Genomic DNA, 15,429 nt, shown 5'->3' on the forward strand with positions numbered 1-15,429 from the left:
CTCTGGAAATGCTCTAACGAACCAGCACCGAATCCACTCCGAGCCAGTCGTCGCGCAGAAGCGCCATCAAAAGCAAATCGGCGCGACGGCCATCCGGGTAGCGCAACGCGCTGCGCATCAGTCCCTCCTCGATAAAACCCAGTTTGGTATAGACGCGCCGTGCAATCGTGTTTGACGGAAGGACATCGAGAATCAGGCGACCAATTGTCGGATCTGAGAAAACATCAGCGCAGATACGCTGCATAAACGCGCTGCCCATGCCGCTCCCGGACCGCTCAACGGCGACACGTCGAATTACGACATTCCCCATGCCGTCGTCCGGCCTCAACACCACGAAGCCAACGGGCTTTTCTACACACACGCCGATCAGATATTTGCAGGTGGGGTCAGCCATTCGGCTTTCATGTTCCTGAACCGAATAGGTACCCACGCGCTCTGGATAGCCGGGGAGCCGTTCGACACGCATGACGAAATCGATGTCATCCCGGGTTGCGGGCCGGATGGTAAGCGCAGGAAGTGCTGGCATCGCAACGCTCTCAGATTTTTCCGGGTACGACATCGTCTATGTCAGCCTGGAGCCATCCATTGGCACGCGTTAGATAGGCAATGCTCTCAAAGCCAGCGGCTCGGATCGCTGCAACGGACTGCTCAAGCCCAACGCCCACGGTGTCCACGCCGTGGCTGTCATCACCCAGCGTCACGCGGATACCCATATGGCAAGCACGTTTGAGTATGTGCGGCAGGGGGTAAACCGGGCCGTAGCCATTGCGAAATGCGGCGCAGTTCACATCCAATATGCCGCCATAGGCCTTGATCGCTTCGAGAAGAATGTCCACCTCGCGCAGAACCGCCGGGGAAAATTCGAAGCTGGCTGGCTCAAATTTTCGAACAAGATCGAGATGGGCAACGACATCTGGACGAAGGCGCTGCACCATGTCGGTTGCCGACCGGAAATAGGCGATCTGCAGGGCATCGGTGCCACCCAGTTCCTGCTTGAGAGCCTCGGTCGATTGGGCAGAGTAATCGAGCCAACATCCGTCGATATCATGGACACTGCCGACAATGTAATCGAATGGATGAGCGTCCCGTATAGCTTTCATCTTCGCAAGCCAGGTATCCGGCGGCAATTTCTCAGTCTCAAAACCGATCAGCAACTCGATCCGGTCCGCATAGGCGTCACGAAGCTTGAATGCGTGATCGACATAATCGGCGAACTGCCGCACAAGACCCGCAACCCCTAACCTTTCTTCGCCGGGATAAAGATCTTCTTCGCGATATCGCGGGCAGTGTTCGCTCAGGCCGTAATGGGTAAAACCGCGGTCGATTGCCGTTTCGATGACCTCAGCAAGGGTGGATTTCGCATGGTCGCAGAATTGTCCGCTGTGTCCGCCGTGATAACTAAACCAAGTCATAGCGTGTCCTCAGGCCGTTTTCGCAGGCGAGCGATAGATCGAACCCTTGTAATCCTCGATATAGCTCTTCATCAGCCCATCTATAGCCATGAATTCAACCGAGATATCATCCTTGCCGAAGTCCAGCAATGTCACGCCCAGCAGCTCTTTGCCTGGCTGGCTCGGCATGGATTCGTCGCGGGCCAGAAAGCTGGATGCAGGCGTCCAGATTAACACCGGCTCATCCTTCTGCCGCAGATGCAGCGTGCGATGCATATGGCCTGAGATCACCGCAAACACGCCGTGCTCGGCGATCAGCCGCTGCAACCGCAGACGGTCTTGTGTCTTCAGCGCCCATGCAGGCCTGTCGGCTTCGTTCCAGTCTTCAAGAAAGAGAGGCATGTGGAGAAACAAGACCGGTTTACGGTTGCCCCGCTCGGTCAACATGCGCTCCAAGGCTGCCCATTGCTGCTCCTCGGCTAGCAGGCCCGAGCCGATAATCTGGCTGTTCAGGCCGATCAGCCTCCAGCCCTCAGCAGCGTCGCTGTGCCAGGCCCAGGCGCCAAAATGCTTCTCCCAGGCCGCGAGACGCGCCTCATTTGCGGGCTGCACGCTGTCACTGGCAATATCGCCAACATCATGATTGCCCGGCAGGACGAGAACCGGAGCCGTGATTTCCTTGAGTTCAGCCGCGCCAAATGCCAGATCTGCCTCGAGATTTGCACCATCCAACGTCAGATCGCCGAGAACAATTGCCAGTCCCACATCGTCACAGCCGTTGACGGTTTTAACCGCCGCCTTCCAGTTTTCGACGAATATGTCGTTTTGAGAGCCGATGTGAGGATCGGCCAGGATCGCTATTTTCATTATCTTTCCTTGGACGCTTTAATCTGCAACTGCCGATCACTGCGCATAAGCTGGCGGCAGGTGGGGCGCACCGAAGGGTGCGCCCCGGCTTGCATTATTTCGCCGCCATCACAGCCGCGACATGCTCACGAATTTTCGGCATGGCAGCCTCGGGCGTGATCTTGCCCCGCTGCAATTGGTCCAGAACCGGAGCAACGCCCTTCCACACGCCATCCGCCGTATTCTTCGGATAGGCAAACCACGGCATGGCGGCATTCATCGACTTGAAGACCGTCTGGAAGTTTGGATGCTCTGCATAAAAACCCTCGAGCGCCTTGGCAGCCTGGACGTTGACCGGCATGTAACCGCTTGTCTTTGAGACTTCAGCCTGAACCGAGGCGCTGGTCATGTATTTGACGAACTCCCAGGCGGCAGCGCGCTTGGCGGCATCCTTGGAAAACACCATCAGGGCATTACCGCCAGCCGGCAGGCCGCCCTTCTTGGCGTCGATCAGCGGGAAGCGGACGGTGCGCATGGTGAAGCGGTCGCCGATGGCGGTCTCGTAAGCCACGAGATCGGACGGCGACTCCACGACGATGCCAATCTTCCCGGCAAAGAACTGCTGCTGCGCAGGCTTGGGGTCGGCATAAACGGACATGCCCGTCTTGACCGCCAGATCCTGGGTGATGCGCAGTGCTTCCAGCCCCGCCTTGTTATCATAACCAATGCCGGTGGCCTTGGCATCAAGCATCTGGTCGCCAGCGCTCATTACCATCATCTGCCAGTACCAGTCATCGCTCAATCCACCGACGGAGAAACCGATGCCCGAAACACCATTGCCAAGCTTGCTGATCTTGGCAGCCAGATCAATGACGCCATCCCACGTGGTCGGGAACTGATCGACATTGCCACCAGCCTTTTCGACCAAATCCTTGTTGACGTAGAGAAGCGGCAGGGAGGCCGTAAATGGCATCGCATACTGTTGACCATCGACTTTTGCGAGGTCGAGAATGGCCGGCGCATAATTGGCCGCCTGCCAGTCCTTCCCTTCCTTATCCAGCAGCGGATCGAGCGAGCTTGTCTCGCCCCGATCCTTCATCACGCCCACAAGGCTAGGAATGGAGGAGTAAGACGCGAGATAGACATCCGGCGTCGAGCCCGTCATCATTCCACGAATGACGCTTTGGTCACCAGCGCTGTAGTTTTCGGCTGGTGCCTGCTCTTTGATGATGATCTCAGGATGTGCCTTCTTGAAACCCTCCAGAATAGGCTGCATAAATGCAAGCCGTGTGTGATAGAAGGTCAGCGTGACGGGATCAGCGGCGAAAGCCGATGTGGTACCGGCGATGGTCAGGGCCGCAGCCGCGAAGATGTTTTTCATTTTCATGGTGGTTCCTACAAGGTGAAGTGGTCTTGACTTTCGGACCTGCCCGGTGGCCGCCGGGCAGGTCCGCATCACTTGACGCCGGTCATCGTAACGCCCTGAACGAATCCGCGCTGTGCAGCGAGGAACAACAGGATCAGCGGTCCGGTGATCAGGGTCGCGCAGGCCATTAAAGGCCCGAAGCTGTCTCCGCCTTCCTGGCTCCGGAAAAACAGGAGGCCGAGCGTCGGTGGTGACAGATCGATGGATCTGATCACGATCATTGGCCAATAGAGATCGTTCCAATGAAAGGTGATCGAGAAGATCGCGAATGCGGCAATGGCGGGTTTCATCGCTGGCAGAATGATGCGAACGACGATTTCGATCTCGCTCATCCCGTCCAGCCGTGCAGCCAGAAGAATCTCGTCGGGGAACGAGCGAATGAACTGATAGAACATGAAGATCGCAAAACCCGAGGTCAGGTAGGGCAGCATCACGCCCGCATAGGTATCCAGAAGCCCGAACTTGGCGAGCACCATGAAGATCGGCAGGGCGGTTGCCTGGGCGGGAACGGAGAGGCTGATCAGAACAATCGCGAAAAGAAGGTGCTGACCACGAAACCTGAACTTCGCAAGCGCATAGGCACAGGTGACCGTCGTCAGGATCTGGAACAGCAGGATACCGCCGGTCATGATGACGCCGTTGAGCATAAACCGTGGCAATGGAGACTCGAACAGCGCTCGCGTATAGTTGTCCGTTATCGATGTCAGGATCGGCGGCGCATCATTGAGGCTGCCGAATATCTCCCCCGGGGCCTGCGTTGACGCCCGCCACATCCAGAAAAACGGATAGACCATCAGAAAGGCACCGCCGAGCAGAACGGCATGCGACATCACGGCACGAAGCAAAGAGCGAACCATCAGAAATGCGCCCTTCTGTTGCTCAAGCCGACATGGACGATCGAAAATGTGCCGATCAACAGGAGATACACGACAGTTAGCGCGCTGCCATAACCTGCTTTCAGGCCTGTGAACGTATCCGTGTTGATCTTGTGCAGCAGCATTTCAGTTGCGCCATAGGGGCCACCATTGGTCAGAACCGCTACCGTGTCGAAGACCTGGAACGACTGTATGCAGCTCAAAACGACAACGATGATCGTCGTCGGGGCCAACAGCGGCCAGGTCAGGTAACGAAGACGGTCCCAAAAGCCGTCCATGCCATCAAGGGCAGACGCCTCGTTCAGCTCGCTTGAAATAACCGTGAGCCCCGCCAGAAAAAGGATGAGATTGAAGCCGAAGAGATGCCAGATGCCGATGATGGCAAGGCCGATCAGCGCAAGCGTTCCATCGGCAAAAAAATCGAGGGGTGGCAAGCCCAGAGCTTCCAGCAGGCTGGCCAGGGGCCCGATATGGCCATTGAGCAGGTAGCTCCAGACAATGGACATGGCCGTCAGTGTGGACGTGACGGGCAGAAAGTAGACGATTTCGTAGAAACGCCGCGAGCGGCGGCGACCGTTGAGCAGCACGGCAACACACAGCGCACCGAACACCGATACGGGTACGACAATTGCCGTATAGAGTGCGCTGTTGCGCAAGGCGGCCCAGAAGAATGGGTCATTGATCATTTTGTAATAGTTGCCAAGGCCGACGAAATTCAGGCTGAGCCGACCGAGTCGATAATCGGTCAAGCTGATCAGGACCACGACGAAGATCGGCGCAACCACCGTTGCGATCAGCAGAAAGAAGACCGGAGCCGCAAAGAGATGCGCCATGGCGGCATAACTGAAGCGCTTTGATGAGACCGCAGACGATTGGGAGTGCAGATTAGACAGAGACGTCATAACATGCCTCCTCCACCGGAGCTGCCAAAGGAAGCGACATTGGAACACGACGACCGCTTTGATCAAAGATGAGTGGGGCATCTGAGGCGATCCTCAGCGCAATCCTTTCACCTATCTTGCGGCCCGTCGCCAATCGGGCAAAGCTCTCTGGCCGCAGTTGCACGCGCACAGTACCAGCACCGATCTCAGTGCCGTCGCACCGGATGCCGACATCGTTGCCCGCGAACTCCACCTGTTCCACCCGAAGCGAAAAATCCCCATTTCCATCTTCAGTCGGATGCAGTCGTTCCGGCCGGATCGCCAATTGGTATGAACCATCCGCGATGCCCGGCAATGTCAGCTGCAATGCCCGTCCATTGATTGAAACCACCCCCTTGCTGACCGTCACCGGCATTTCGTTGATCGCCGTTGTGCCGACAAACCGTGCGACGGAAAGATAGTTCGGCTGGTCGTAGATCTCTGCCGGTGCTCCACACTGCCTGATCTCTCCACCTTCCATCACGGCGATCCGATCTGACATCGTCATGGCCTCGGTCTGGTCGTGGGTGACGTAAACGAATGTGATGCCAGTCCGGCGGTGCAGGTCCACGATCTCATCACGTAACTGCTGGCGCAGCTTCGCATCGAGGTTCGAAAGTGGCTCGTCCATCAGAAAGACGCCAGGTTGCCGGACCATTGCGCGACCGACCGCTACACGCTGTCTTTGGCCGCCGGACAGCTGTGAAGGCTTGCGATCCATCAACGTTTCGAGGCCAAGTTGTCTTGCTGTCCGGATGATATCCGTCTCGATATCGTTGCGGATGCTGCGCACCCTTGATGACAGAAGCGAGGCCCCCGGCAGGCGCTGGCTGAACGACAACCGCGCCATTTCGAGCGGCATGGCCAGGTTCGCACGGACCGTCATATGCGGATAGAGCGCATAATTCTGGAAAACCATGGCAATGCCGCGTCGCTTCGGCGGCAGTGAGGACACGTCACGTCCTTCGATCATGATATGCCCGTCTGTGGAAGGTTCAAAACCAGCCAGCAGCCGCAACAGTGTCGATTTTCCACACCCGGATGGCCCGAGCAGCGTCAGGAATTCACCCTCACGGATGTGAAGGTTGATGCGCTTTAGAACCTGCACGCGCTCAAAGCGCTTTTCCAGGTCAACGATATCAATGGAATGACCGACCATATTCTTCACTGCTTTTCCCGGATCACACCGTCAAAATTACGAGGGTCGAAACACAGCGATGTTTCAGCCAACGCCCTCAGTCAATTCGCCCCCTGATGTAAGAGGGTTTTTTAAAGACTCGATGACAAATCCCCTAAAATAAAATATTTTTATCCATATTTCTTATGGAGATAGATTGCATAAATAACGAATTGGTTACTTTATAAATCACTCTAAGCTGTTGACGCAGGCCGTAAAACCGCCTTATCCAACATTGGCAATGACCGGGCCGAAATCGCCGTTTGGTCTGGGTGAAGCAAGGACGCCGATCTTGAAGTGAGGGTCATCGTGACGGAAGAAAAACAGGCAACGAAGCAGCCTCGGCGCCGACATCCGCGCAGGCCGGATTTGTCTCAAAACCGAATTCTGGAGGCTGCCGTTGTCGAGTTTGCGGCAAATGGTCTGACGGGCACCCGCGTTGAAGCCATTGCAGAACGGGCAGAGATCAACAAGCGGATGATCTATCAGTATTTCGGCAATAAGGAATTGCTCTATCAGGCGGTGATCGAGAAGGTCTATCGCGATGTCTGGGACGCCGAGGCGGCGTTGAATCTCGATCAGCTACCACCGCGCGACGCGCTGATCGCCTTGGTCACGTTCGTCTGGACATATTATCTTGAACACCCGGAATTCATTACCATCCTGAACTCCGAGAATCAGTTGAAAGCCATCCACTTCAAAAAGTCCCGCGCCATCCGGGAAGGTGCTGCCAGCTCCCGGCCACTCGTTGATGACATCCTGCGGCGTGGTGAGGCGGATGGCACCTTTCGTCTTGGAATTGATCCGATCCAGTTGAGCCTGACGATCACCTCGATCTGCTACTACTATTTCACCAACCAAGCCACCAGTTCAATCGTCTACGGGCAGCGAATGATGATGCGAGCGGCCTTGGAAAGGCGCCTCGCTTTCAACATTCAGACAGTTCTGGCCATCGTAAGCCCTGATCGGAACGAGCCTTGAAAAACGCGGCGTCGCGGTCGCGAACCGGCAACGAGGTGCACTCCTGATAATCCGGCATGCTGCCAGGCAAAATTCAACCGTGAGATGGAACAGGATCCTCCTCGTGGCGTTTGCCTGCCATCATCAAAGGAGGTTCAGGATGGCTTTTATCGAAGCGAAAGATGGTACGCAATTGCACGTAAAGGACATGGGAAAAGGCCGCCCGGTGGTGCTTATCCATGGATGGCCCTTGACCGGCGATATGTTCGAATATCAGACACTCGCTCTGCTGGAAGCGGGCTTTCGCGTCATCACTTACGACCGTCGTGGCTTTGGTCAGTCAGGTCATCCAGCCGATGGCTACAATTACGACACGTTTGCCGATGACCTCGCCAGCGTGATTGATAGCCTCGAACTTCAGGATGTGTCGCTCGTCGGCTTTTCCATGGGTGGTGGCGAGATCGCCCGCTACCTGTCGCGACACGGGGATTCAAAGGTCTCCAAGGCGGTGCTGGTTGCCTCTGTGGCGCCGTATCTTCTCAAGGATGCAAGCAATCCTGAGGGTGTCGACGCTAGCGTATTTGAGGGTATGAAGGAGGACATCCGCAAAGACCGGTTTGCGTTTCTTCAGAGCTTTGCCAAGACCTTCTACGGCGTCGGCCTGGTCACCAGTCCGATGAGCCAGGGCGTATTGGATTGGTCATTCATTCTCGGCGTTATGGCCAGCCCCAAAGCGACAATTGATTGTGTCGATGCATTTGGTAAGACCGATTTCAGGCCAGATCTTGCCGCGTTCACCATCCCCACACTGGTCATCCATGGCACGGCAGACAAGACCGTACCGATTGACCCCGCAGGTCGGGCAGCAGCCAATGGTATCGCAGGTGCCAAACTTATCGAATACGAAGGCGAGCCTCACGGCCTGTTTGCCACGGCTCCAGACCGGCTCAATCGAGATCTGATCGAGTTCCTTGGATAATTCGTTTTTGGTGCGCCTTGCGAAAGCATAAGGCGCATCAAATCGTCTTGGAAGACAGCGACTTCGGCTGATATCATACATTGGGTTTTGATGCGGCATCCTATGTCTGATACCAAGTCTAGGTGATGCCTTAGCCTTATCGAGACTTTTATAATGCTTAAAAGACTACAGTCCCACATAGCGGGCTCGAGGTCGTATCAGTTTGTCATCCAGCTTTTGCTCCAAGGCATGAGCGATCCAGCCGACGGTTCGCGCAATGGCGAAGAGTGCAAGCGCGGAGCCTCGTGGCAGTTTAAGGCTTCGCCGCAGACATACTAACGCCACATCGCAAGTTGGCAATTGCCCGGCACTGTCGTTCATAACGTGCAAGAGCTCTTCGCGTCGTTCATTTGGGGGGAGATGCGGGAGCAGACCAGCCGCGCGCGGATCTCCATCGGGATAGAGTGGATGATGGAAGCCGGGAATGGTTTCTCCCCTCCGCAGCCGTTCATCGATTACCCGCTCCGCGTCACCATGCCGGTCCAGTTCATCGAAAAGACGTTCAACAAGGCTTGTCATGCCGCCGTGCATGGGTCCACTCAGCGCCGAAAGCCCTGCATTGAGGCAGGCACCAAGTGAGGCACCCGTGGACGCAACGACGCGCACGGCGAATGCCGAGGCATTGAGTTCGTGATCGGCCTGAAGCACAAGGGCGCGACGGATGAGATCTGCGCCTGCTGCATCCACCTGCCATGCGTCTGCAAGGGACAGGTGAACCGGCTGCGTCTCCGGCTGACGTAAGGTGCAGGCTGCGGCAATCGTTCGTAACATCACCGCAGCGCCAGACCAGAGACGTCGATTGTCGCGGCGCCAAGTGGTCATGCGGCCTGCCTCAACGAGGGGAAGAAGCATCTGACACCGCTCCGTCAGCGGCAAGTCTGCGGCGTGGATAAGAACAGACTGAGGCCATGGAACTGGAGTGCCCTTTGTATCTTCGAACGGATTGGCCTCGCCGCACCCCCATAGCAGACATGCTATCTCTTCCAGATTAGCCTCTTGTGACAGTGCCAGTGCGTCCTGTCCGCGATAGCGCAGCTGCCCTTCAGCAATCTCGGTAATTGAGGATTCCAGCACTGGCAGTCCCCAATCGAGTGTGGCGGCAGCCACCTGCCCCGGACGACGCCCGACGCTTTTCCGCTTCTTGAGCGTCTCGATATCATGCGCGCTGTAAAGTTTACGACGGGGATCGTCCTCTGCGCCACTCGTATGGATCAGGCCGCGGCTTACGTAGGCGTAAAGGGTCGCTCTGCTGACACCCAACGCTGCGGCGGCGCGATCAGCGGTTATAAACTTATCGGAATGCTGCATAAGGATCCTGTATTGATTATATCAATCAATATTGACTATATATGCGTGGTGCATCACCCTCAAGCGTAATTTCATTGTTGGATTGAGGATGACCATGTCTGCCCAGCCTGCTTTTATTCACGAAAATTCCGCTCCCGGCCTTGATAACGTCGTAGCGGCTGAAACCATCCTCAGCCATGTTGATGGCCAGGCGGGTGATCTGATCATTCGCGGCCATCATCTAAAGGACCTGGCGCAGTGGTCTTTTGAGCAGGTGCTGGAGCTTCTTTGGGCTGAACTGACACCGGAATCCGTGACGGCGCGGGATATCCGTGAGCAACTCGGAAGTGCGCGGCAGCGCGCTTTCGAACTGATGCAGCCTCTCCTTCCGGCCCTACCTGGCGTTTCTTCCGTCGAGGCTTTACGCCTTTTATTGTCGGCTCTGCCAGATAACGAACGAATTCCACATTATATAGTGGCTGTCGCAGCTGTACCGGTCTTTGCCTCGACTATCATCCGCAGCAGGCAAGAGCTTGCGCCGATTGCGCCGGATGTCTCGCTAGGCCATTCGGAAGATTTCCTGCGCATGGTATCCGGTGCGGTCCCTTCTGCGCAGAAGGTGCGGGCGCTTGACACCTACTTGACCACGGTTGCCGATCATGGACTGAACGCCTCCACGTTTACCGCCCGGGTGATTGCGTCAACAGGGGCTGGACTTTTTTCATCAGTCGTTGGCGCCCTTTGTGCCTTGAAGGGTCCTCTTCATGGCGGCGCACCGGGACCGGTGCTTAATATGTTGGATGCGATTGGAGATGATGCAAAAATCGAGCCGTGGTTGAACGATGCATTGGCGCGCGGGGAGCGCCTGATGGGCTTCGGCCACCGGATATACCGTGTACGTGACCCCCGTGCCGACGTGCTGAAGGGCGCCGTATACGCTCTGAAGGACGGTTCCAGCCGGATTGCCTTTGCAGGCAAAGTAGAAGAGGCAGCCCTGGCGCTTCTCAAGGAGAAGAAACCACTTCGCCCGCTACAAACCAATGTAGAATTCTACACTGCACTTGTGTTGGAGGCTGTCGGTTTCCCGCGTGACAGTTTCACCAATGTGTTCGCGGCTGGACGGATGGCAGGCTGGACAGCCCATGTATTGGAGCAGGAGAGAGCGGGACGGCTCATCCGCCCACAATCCCGCTATATCGGCCCGAAGCCGAGGTAAAATTGTCCGCAACGGAAAGAAATGAGAGTCTGCCTGGTTTAACCTGACAGGCTCTTGTCGACTGAATTTCCACGGCGATTGTCGACAAGCAAATCCTTGGAAATCTGGCCGATACCCGTTACTCCTAACAGAGCCATGTTGCGGTAAAGCTCATCCTTCAGAATATCAATGGCCCTGGTAACACCTGCCTCTCCCCGAACCGCTGCCGCGTAAAGGAAGGGGCGACCCACGAAAACGAACGCCGCGCCGAGCGCCAATGCCTTTATGATATCCGTTCCTCGCCGAATGCCTCCATCGAGCATAACCACCGCCCGTCCGGCGACCCGATCGACGATGGCGGGCAGCGCAATCGGCGGCGAAACGGTTCCATCCAGCTGACGCCCACCATGGTTGGAAACAATGATCCCGTCTACACCGTGAGCCACCGCAATTGCCGCGTCCTCTTCATGTATGATCCCCTTGATCACCAGCTTTCCAGCCCAACGATCCCTGATACGGGCGAAATGGCTCCAGTCCAGGTGATCCCGCTTGCCGAAATCCCTGACCACCGTCGAGGAAACGATGGGCGCTCCACGAGTGGCATAGGAATTTTCGAAATGCGGAATACCATGTTTCACCAAGGTTCTGGCAAAGGTTCCGATGCTCCATGTCGGGTGCGAAAGGCCCTGCCAGAGAAGAGGCAGGCTGGGACGGAGCGGCGTGGAAAATCCAGCCCTGATGGTGTTCTCGCGATTGGCAAGTGTTGCCGTATCCACTGTCAGCACCAATGTCTGAAAGCCAGCGGCAGCGACACGATCGACCAATGCGTCGATCCGATCGTTCTCACCGGGTAGATAGGCCTGAAACCAGCTTTTAGGCGCGACGTCAGCAACCTCCTCAAGACGGATCAGGGAGGAGCCAGACATGACCATTGGAATTCGAGCATCACGCGCCGCCTTGGCCAAAACCAGATCACCACGATAGGCCATCAGGGCGCTTATACCCATTGGCGCGATGCCAAAAGGTGCGGCATAGCCCTCACCGAAAAGCGTCGTTTCGGTACTGCGCGCAGAGACATTGGTCAGAACCCGCGGTTTGAAGCCATAGACCTCGAATGCCGCCCGGTTGGCGCTCAGGGATGCATTGGTTTCGCTGGCGCCTGCTATGTAGCCAAACAGTGGCTTTGGCAGATGCCTTCTGGCCTGCGCTTCAAAATCGTCCAACGACAGGACACCATGAAGTCTCCGGTTCGGCCCGACACCCTTTCCCAGCGACACGTTCACTCCCTCCACGGCACTGCCCCAGGATTTTTGGGACACTGTTCTCGGTGTCCCAAAAAGCTCAGTCTTCACTGGCCTCGAAAGCCTCTTTGCGTCCCTGGCGGATCGATGGCAAAATCAGCGTGATCAGCATCAATCCGGTTATGGCCAGCAGGACAGCGCTGATCGGATGGACAAAGAAGACCGACCAATCCCCTTGCGACAGAAGCATTGCACGACGCAGATTGGTCTCTAGCAATGGACCGAGCACAAAACCAAGCAAGAGGGGGCCCGGTTCACATTTCGCCTTGCGCAGAATGTAGCCAAGTATGCCGAAGAGGATCACAAGGGCAACATCGAAACCACGATTGCTGACACTGTAGACACCGACACAGCAGAACAGCAGGATCGCTGGATACATCAACCGGTAGGGAATGCTCAGCAGCTTCACCCACAAGCCGATGAGCGGCAGGTTGATGACCAGCAGCATGGCGTTGCCGAGCCACATCGACGCCACCAGTCCCCAGAACAGTTCTGGCTGGTTTTGAATGACCGATGGACCTGGCGTGATGCCATGGATGGTCATGGCACCCAACATCATCGCCATGATCGAGTTTGACGGAATACCCAGTGTCAGCAGCGGAATGAACGATGACTGTGCGCCCGCATTATTGGCCGCTTCCGGACCGGCGACACCGGCAATCGCGCCATGACCGAATTTTTCAGGTGTTTTGGAAACCCTCTTCTCAACAGAATAGGCGCTGAAGGCGCTGAGCGTCGCTCCGCCACCGGGAAGGACACCAAGGATGGTTCCAACACCGGTTCCTCGCAGGATGGCGCCCCAGCTCTGCTTGAATTCCTCCCGTGTTGGCCAAAGACGTCCGATTTTGCTCTGTAGAATGCCGCGCGCTTCGGTCGATTCCAGATTTGTGGCGATTTCCGCCACGCCAAAAAGTCCGACTGCGATGACGACGAATTCGATGCCGTCATAAAGGTCCGTGGAGCCGAATGTAAGGCGAGCCGAACCACTGTTTACGTCGATACCCACCATTCCGAGAACAAGTCCAAGGCAGACCATGCCAATTGCCTTGATCACCGATCCATGCGCAAGAATTGTGGCCGCCAACAGTCCGAATATGCACAGAGACACATACTCCGCCGGTCCGAATGACAAGGCAAAAGAAGAGAGTGTCGGACCTGCAATCGCCAAGGCGATGGTGGCGACCGTGCCTGCGAAGAACGATCCGAGTGCGGCGATGGCAAGTGCCGCGCCCGCTCGTCCCTGCCGGGCCATTTGATAACCGTCTATCGCTGTGACCACCGCTGAGGCTTCCCCTGGCAGGTTAACCAGAATGGCAGTCGTCGAGCCACCATATTGGGCGCCGTAGAAGATCCCCGCCAGCATGATGAGAGCACCCAGCGGCGGCAGGAAGAAGGTTACGGGCAGGAGAATGGCAACGGTCGCCGTTGGACCAATGCCTGGAAGTACACCAATCAGAGTTCCCAGCAGGGCGCCGATAAAACAGAACAGAAGATTTGTCGGCGTTAGGGCTTCCGAAAAGCCGAGCATGAGTACATCAAGAAAAGCCATGATTTTGTCCGATCAAAACGGAAAGCGGTCAGAACGGCGAGATGGGCATCTGAACCCCGAGGCCGTAGACAAACAGAAGCGCACCGAGAGAGGCGAGCACCGCGGTTGATATCAACACTTCTCGCCATCTCGATTCAGGATCGGCGAGGCTGCCGATGACCAGCAGCCAAACCGACGCGACGAGGAAGCCAAAACTTTCGGCGGTGTATGCAAAGCCAGAGATAGCCACCACAAGGATCGCAAGCGGTCGCACATTGATTGTCTCAAAATCCTCGCGCGGCTTGGCCAATCCCTTGACCAGCACATAACTTCCGATCGCCATCATGATGACGCAGAGGGACTTTGGCAGGAAGCCGGGTCCCATCATTGCAGGCGAGCCGAAAGTCAGGTCTCGCCCGGCCCAAAGGCCGAGCGCTCCCAGCGCGATCAACAGGCAACCGGCCAGGATATCAGGCAAGTCCCGCTGTTTTGCGCGCCCCGATATCATTGCTGCACCCAAGGCGTTTCGTTCCAGATTTTCTGGAAGCGTTCAAGGCGCACCGGCATGGCCTTTTCCCAATCAGGACCACTCAAATAGGCAAGCGGAAGCGCCAGCTTCTTGGCCTGTTCCTGAAATTTTGGGTTGTCGAGGGTTGCCTTTACCGCCGCCGACATCCTGTCTGAGATCTTGACCGGGACGTCGCGCGGCGCAGCAATGCCCCGTTCGGACGTCATCTCGACATTGAAACCGGATTCAATCGCTGTCGGAACATCCGGAAGCTGTGGCGAGCGCTCGGTGCCGAACGTTGCGATCATCCGCAGGCCCGACGTGTCATTGCCGGCAAATTCGCTAACGTTCAAGCCGCCGCCAGTGACCTGAGATCCGAGAATGGCTGTGCGGGTCTCTCCGGCGCCGTTGAACGGAATGTGAGTGATCTTGGTTCCGGTTTCCGACCCCAGGATGATCATCGCGAGATGGTCATCGGTGCCAATGCCCGAAGAGCCGAAGGACACCGCGCCGGGGTTGGCCTTGGCAGCCGCGACGAAGTCCGCGATCGTCGTGATCTTGGAGGACTGCGGCACCACGATCGCAGCCGGATCATCAACGATGCGGGCGATCGGCTTGATGGTCTTCGGATCGTAGCCCAGTTTGCGCTGCACCTGCATGGAGAGGAAGCCCGGGGTGTTGATGTAGGAGAAGGTATAGCCGTCCGGCTTCGCCTTTGAGAGCGCCGTATAGGCTATCTCGCCGGAAGCACCCGGACGGTTTTCAATCACAATATCAGCGCCCAATTCCTTCTCGAGAAAGGGTTCCATAGCCCGCGCCATCACATCAGTGCTGCCGCCGGGGGCGAATGCAACAATCATCTGGATCGGGCGGTCATTTGGCCATTCCGCGTGCGCAGAGCCACACGCGGCAAGGATCGTACTCGCCGACAGCGCGGCAATTTTCAGAGTTCGCATACGTAGGTTCCTCCCTGGAACGATGTGCGGGCCCCGGACCC

The 15,429-nt window shown here is 56.7% G+C and carries 15 protein-coding genes; 3 read left to right on the forward strand and 12 right to left on the reverse strand.

Annotation, left to right across the window (positions count from 1 at the left end; all coding sequences use genetic code 11):
• Positions 1–13: 13 nt before the first annotated feature.
• The 7 genes from ASB66_RS20640 to ASB66_RS20670 form a co-directional block, all read right to left on the reverse strand.
• Complete coding sequence (locus ASB66_RS20640; protein ID WP_060717761.1) at positions 14–526, reverse strand: GNAT family N-acetyltransferase; 513 nt, start codon at positions 524–526, stop codon at positions 14–16.
• A gap of 10 nt (positions 527–536) precedes the next feature.
• Complete coding sequence (locus ASB66_RS20645; protein WP_060717760.1) at positions 537–1,412, reverse strand: histidinol-phosphatase; 876 nt, start codon at positions 1,410–1,412, stop codon at positions 537–539.
• Between the two features lie 9 nt (positions 1,413–1,421).
• Positions 1,422–2,258, reverse strand: a complete 837-nt coding sequence (locus tag ASB66_RS20650) for a metallophosphoesterase family protein (protein ID WP_060717759.1) — start codon at positions 2,256–2,258, stop codon at positions 1,422–1,424.
• A gap of 94 nt (positions 2,259–2,352) precedes the next feature.
• Entirely contained in the window at positions 2,353–3,624 is a 1,272-nt protein-coding gene (locus ASB66_RS20655; protein ID WP_234614186.1) for an ABC transporter substrate-binding protein, read from the reverse strand.
• A 68-nt stretch (positions 3,625–3,692) separates the two neighbouring features.
• Entirely contained in the window at positions 3,693–4,520 is an 828-nt protein-coding gene (locus ASB66_RS20660; protein ID WP_060717757.1) for a carbohydrate ABC transporter permease, read from the reverse strand.
• Positions 4,520–5,440 carry a carbohydrate ABC transporter permease gene (locus ASB66_RS20665; protein ID WP_060717756.1) on the reverse strand — a complete coding sequence of 307 codons (921 nt, stop codon included), beginning with the start codon at positions 5,438–5,440 and terminating at the stop codon, positions 4,520–4,522. Before ASB66_RS20665 ends, ASB66_RS20660 begins: the two co-directional genes overlap by 1 nt.
• Positions 5,424–6,617 (reverse strand): ABC transporter ATP-binding protein, encoded by a 1,194-nt coding sequence (locus ASB66_RS20670; RefSeq protein WP_060717755.1) that lies wholly within the window; start codon positions 6,615–6,617, stop codon positions 5,424–5,426. Before ASB66_RS20670 ends, ASB66_RS20665 begins: the two co-directional genes overlap by 17 nt.
• Positions 6,618–6,944: 327 nt before the next feature.
• Here ASB66_RS20670 and ASB66_RS20675 point away from each other — a divergent pair, with 327 nt between their 5' ends.
• Positions 6,945–7,616, forward strand: a complete 672-nt coding sequence (locus ASB66_RS20675; RefSeq protein WP_060717754.1) for a TetR/AcrR family transcriptional regulator — start codon at positions 6,945–6,947, stop codon at positions 7,614–7,616.
• 139 nt (positions 7,617–7,755) lie between these two features.
• Positions 7,756–8,574: an alpha/beta fold hydrolase gene (locus ASB66_RS20680; RefSeq protein ID WP_060717753.1), complete on the forward strand. Its 819-nt coding sequence runs from the start codon at positions 7,756–7,758 to the stop codon at positions 8,572–8,574.
• Between the two features lie 165 nt (positions 8,575–8,739).
• Here the strand turns inward: ASB66_RS20680 and ASB66_RS20685 are convergent, their stop codons facing one another.
• Complete coding sequence (locus tag ASB66_RS20685; RefSeq protein ID WP_070165960.1) at positions 8,740–9,921, reverse strand: citrate/2-methylcitrate synthase; 1,182 nt, start codon at positions 9,919–9,921, stop codon at positions 8,740–8,742.
• Positions 9,922–10,015: 94 nt separating this feature from the next.
• Here ASB66_RS20685 and ASB66_RS20690 point away from each other — a divergent pair, with 94 nt between their 5' ends.
• A complete protein-coding gene (locus ASB66_RS20690; RefSeq protein WP_060717752.1) occupies positions 10,016–11,116 on the forward strand; it encodes a citrate synthase/methylcitrate synthase in 1,101 nt (366 codons plus the stop codon).
• 38 nt (positions 11,117–11,154) lie between these two features.
• Here ASB66_RS20690 and ASB66_RS20695 read toward each other — a convergent pair whose 3' ends face one another.
• The 4 genes from ASB66_RS20695 to ASB66_RS20710 all read right to left on the reverse strand — a co-directional run bounded on the left by ASB66_RS20695 (position 11,155) and on the right by ASB66_RS20710 (position 15,388).
• Entirely contained in the window at positions 11,155–12,372 is a 1,218-nt protein-coding gene (locus ASB66_RS20695) for an alpha-hydroxy acid oxidase (protein WP_234614194.1), read from the reverse strand.
• A gap of 64 nt (positions 12,373–12,436) precedes the next feature.
• Positions 12,437–13,945 carry a tripartite tricarboxylate transporter permease gene (locus ASB66_RS20700; RefSeq protein ID WP_060717751.1) on the reverse strand — a complete coding sequence of 503 codons (1,509 nt, stop codon included), beginning with the start codon at positions 13,943–13,945 and terminating at the stop codon, positions 12,437–12,439.
• Positions 13,946–13,973: 28 nt separating this feature from the next.
• Positions 13,974–14,432 carry a tripartite tricarboxylate transporter TctB family protein gene (locus ASB66_RS20705; protein ID WP_060717750.1) on the reverse strand — a complete coding sequence of 153 codons (459 nt, stop codon included), beginning with the start codon at positions 14,430–14,432 and terminating at the stop codon, positions 13,974–13,976.
• On the reverse strand, positions 14,429–15,388 hold the full coding sequence (locus tag ASB66_RS20710; RefSeq protein ID WP_060717749.1) for a tripartite tricarboxylate transporter substrate binding protein: 960 nt from the start codon (positions 15,386–15,388) through the stop codon (positions 14,429–14,431). Before ASB66_RS20710 ends, ASB66_RS20705 begins: the two co-directional genes overlap by 4 nt.
• Positions 15,389–15,429: the final 41 nt, after the last annotated feature.

Source organism: Gillisella vitis (assembly GCF_001541345.2).
GTDB lineage: Bacteria > Pseudomonadota > Alphaproteobacteria > Rhizobiales > Rhizobiaceae > Allorhizobium > Allorhizobium vitis.

Coding starts and splice junctions, on each gene's coding strand:
- ASB66_RS20640 (WP_060717761.1), bottom strand. CDS start 526: ATGCCAGCACTTCCTGCGCTTACCATCCGGCCCGCAACCCGGGATGAC.
- ASB66_RS20645 (WP_060717760.1), bottom strand. CDS start 1,412: ATGACTTGGTTTAGTTATCACGGCGGACACAGCGGACAATTCTGCGAC.
- ASB66_RS20650 (WP_060717759.1), bottom strand. CDS start 2,258: ATGAAAATAGCGATCCTGGCCGATCCTCACATCGGCTCTCAAAACGAC.
- ASB66_RS20655 (WP_234614186.1), bottom strand. CDS start 3,624: ATGAAAATGAAAAACATCTTCGCGGCTGCGGCCCTGACCATCGCCGGT.
- ASB66_RS20660 (WP_060717757.1), bottom strand. CDS start 4,520: ATGGTTCGCTCTTTGCTTCGTGCCGTGATGTCGCATGCCGTTCTGCTC.
- ASB66_RS20665 (WP_060717756.1), bottom strand. CDS start 5,440: ATGACGTCTCTGTCTAATCTGCACTCCCAATCGTCTGCGGTCTCATCA.
- ASB66_RS20670 (WP_060717755.1), bottom strand. CDS start 6,617: ATGGTCGGTCATTCCATTGATATCGTTGACCTGGAAAAGCGCTTTGAG.
- ASB66_RS20680 (WP_060717753.1), top strand. CDS start 7,756: ATGGCTTTTATCGAAGCGAAAGATGGTACGCAATTGCACGTAAAGGAC.
- ASB66_RS20685 (WP_070165960.1), bottom strand. CDS start 9,921: ATGCAGCATTCCGATAAGTTTATAACCGCTGATCGCGCCGCCGCAGCG.
- ASB66_RS20690 (WP_060717752.1), top strand. CDS start 10,016: ATGTCTGCCCAGCCTGCTTTTATTCACGAAAATTCCGCTCCCGGCCTT.
- ASB66_RS20700 (WP_060717751.1), bottom strand. CDS start 13,945: ATGGCTTTTCTTGATGTACTCATGCTCGGCTTTTCGGAAGCCCTAACG.
- ASB66_RS20705 (WP_060717750.1), bottom strand. CDS start 14,432: ATGATATCGGGGCGCGCAAAACAGCGGGACTTGCCTGATATCCTGGCC.
- ASB66_RS20710 (WP_060717749.1), bottom strand. CDS start 15,388: ATGCGAACTCTGAAAATTGCCGCGCTGTCGGCGAGTACGATCCTTGCC.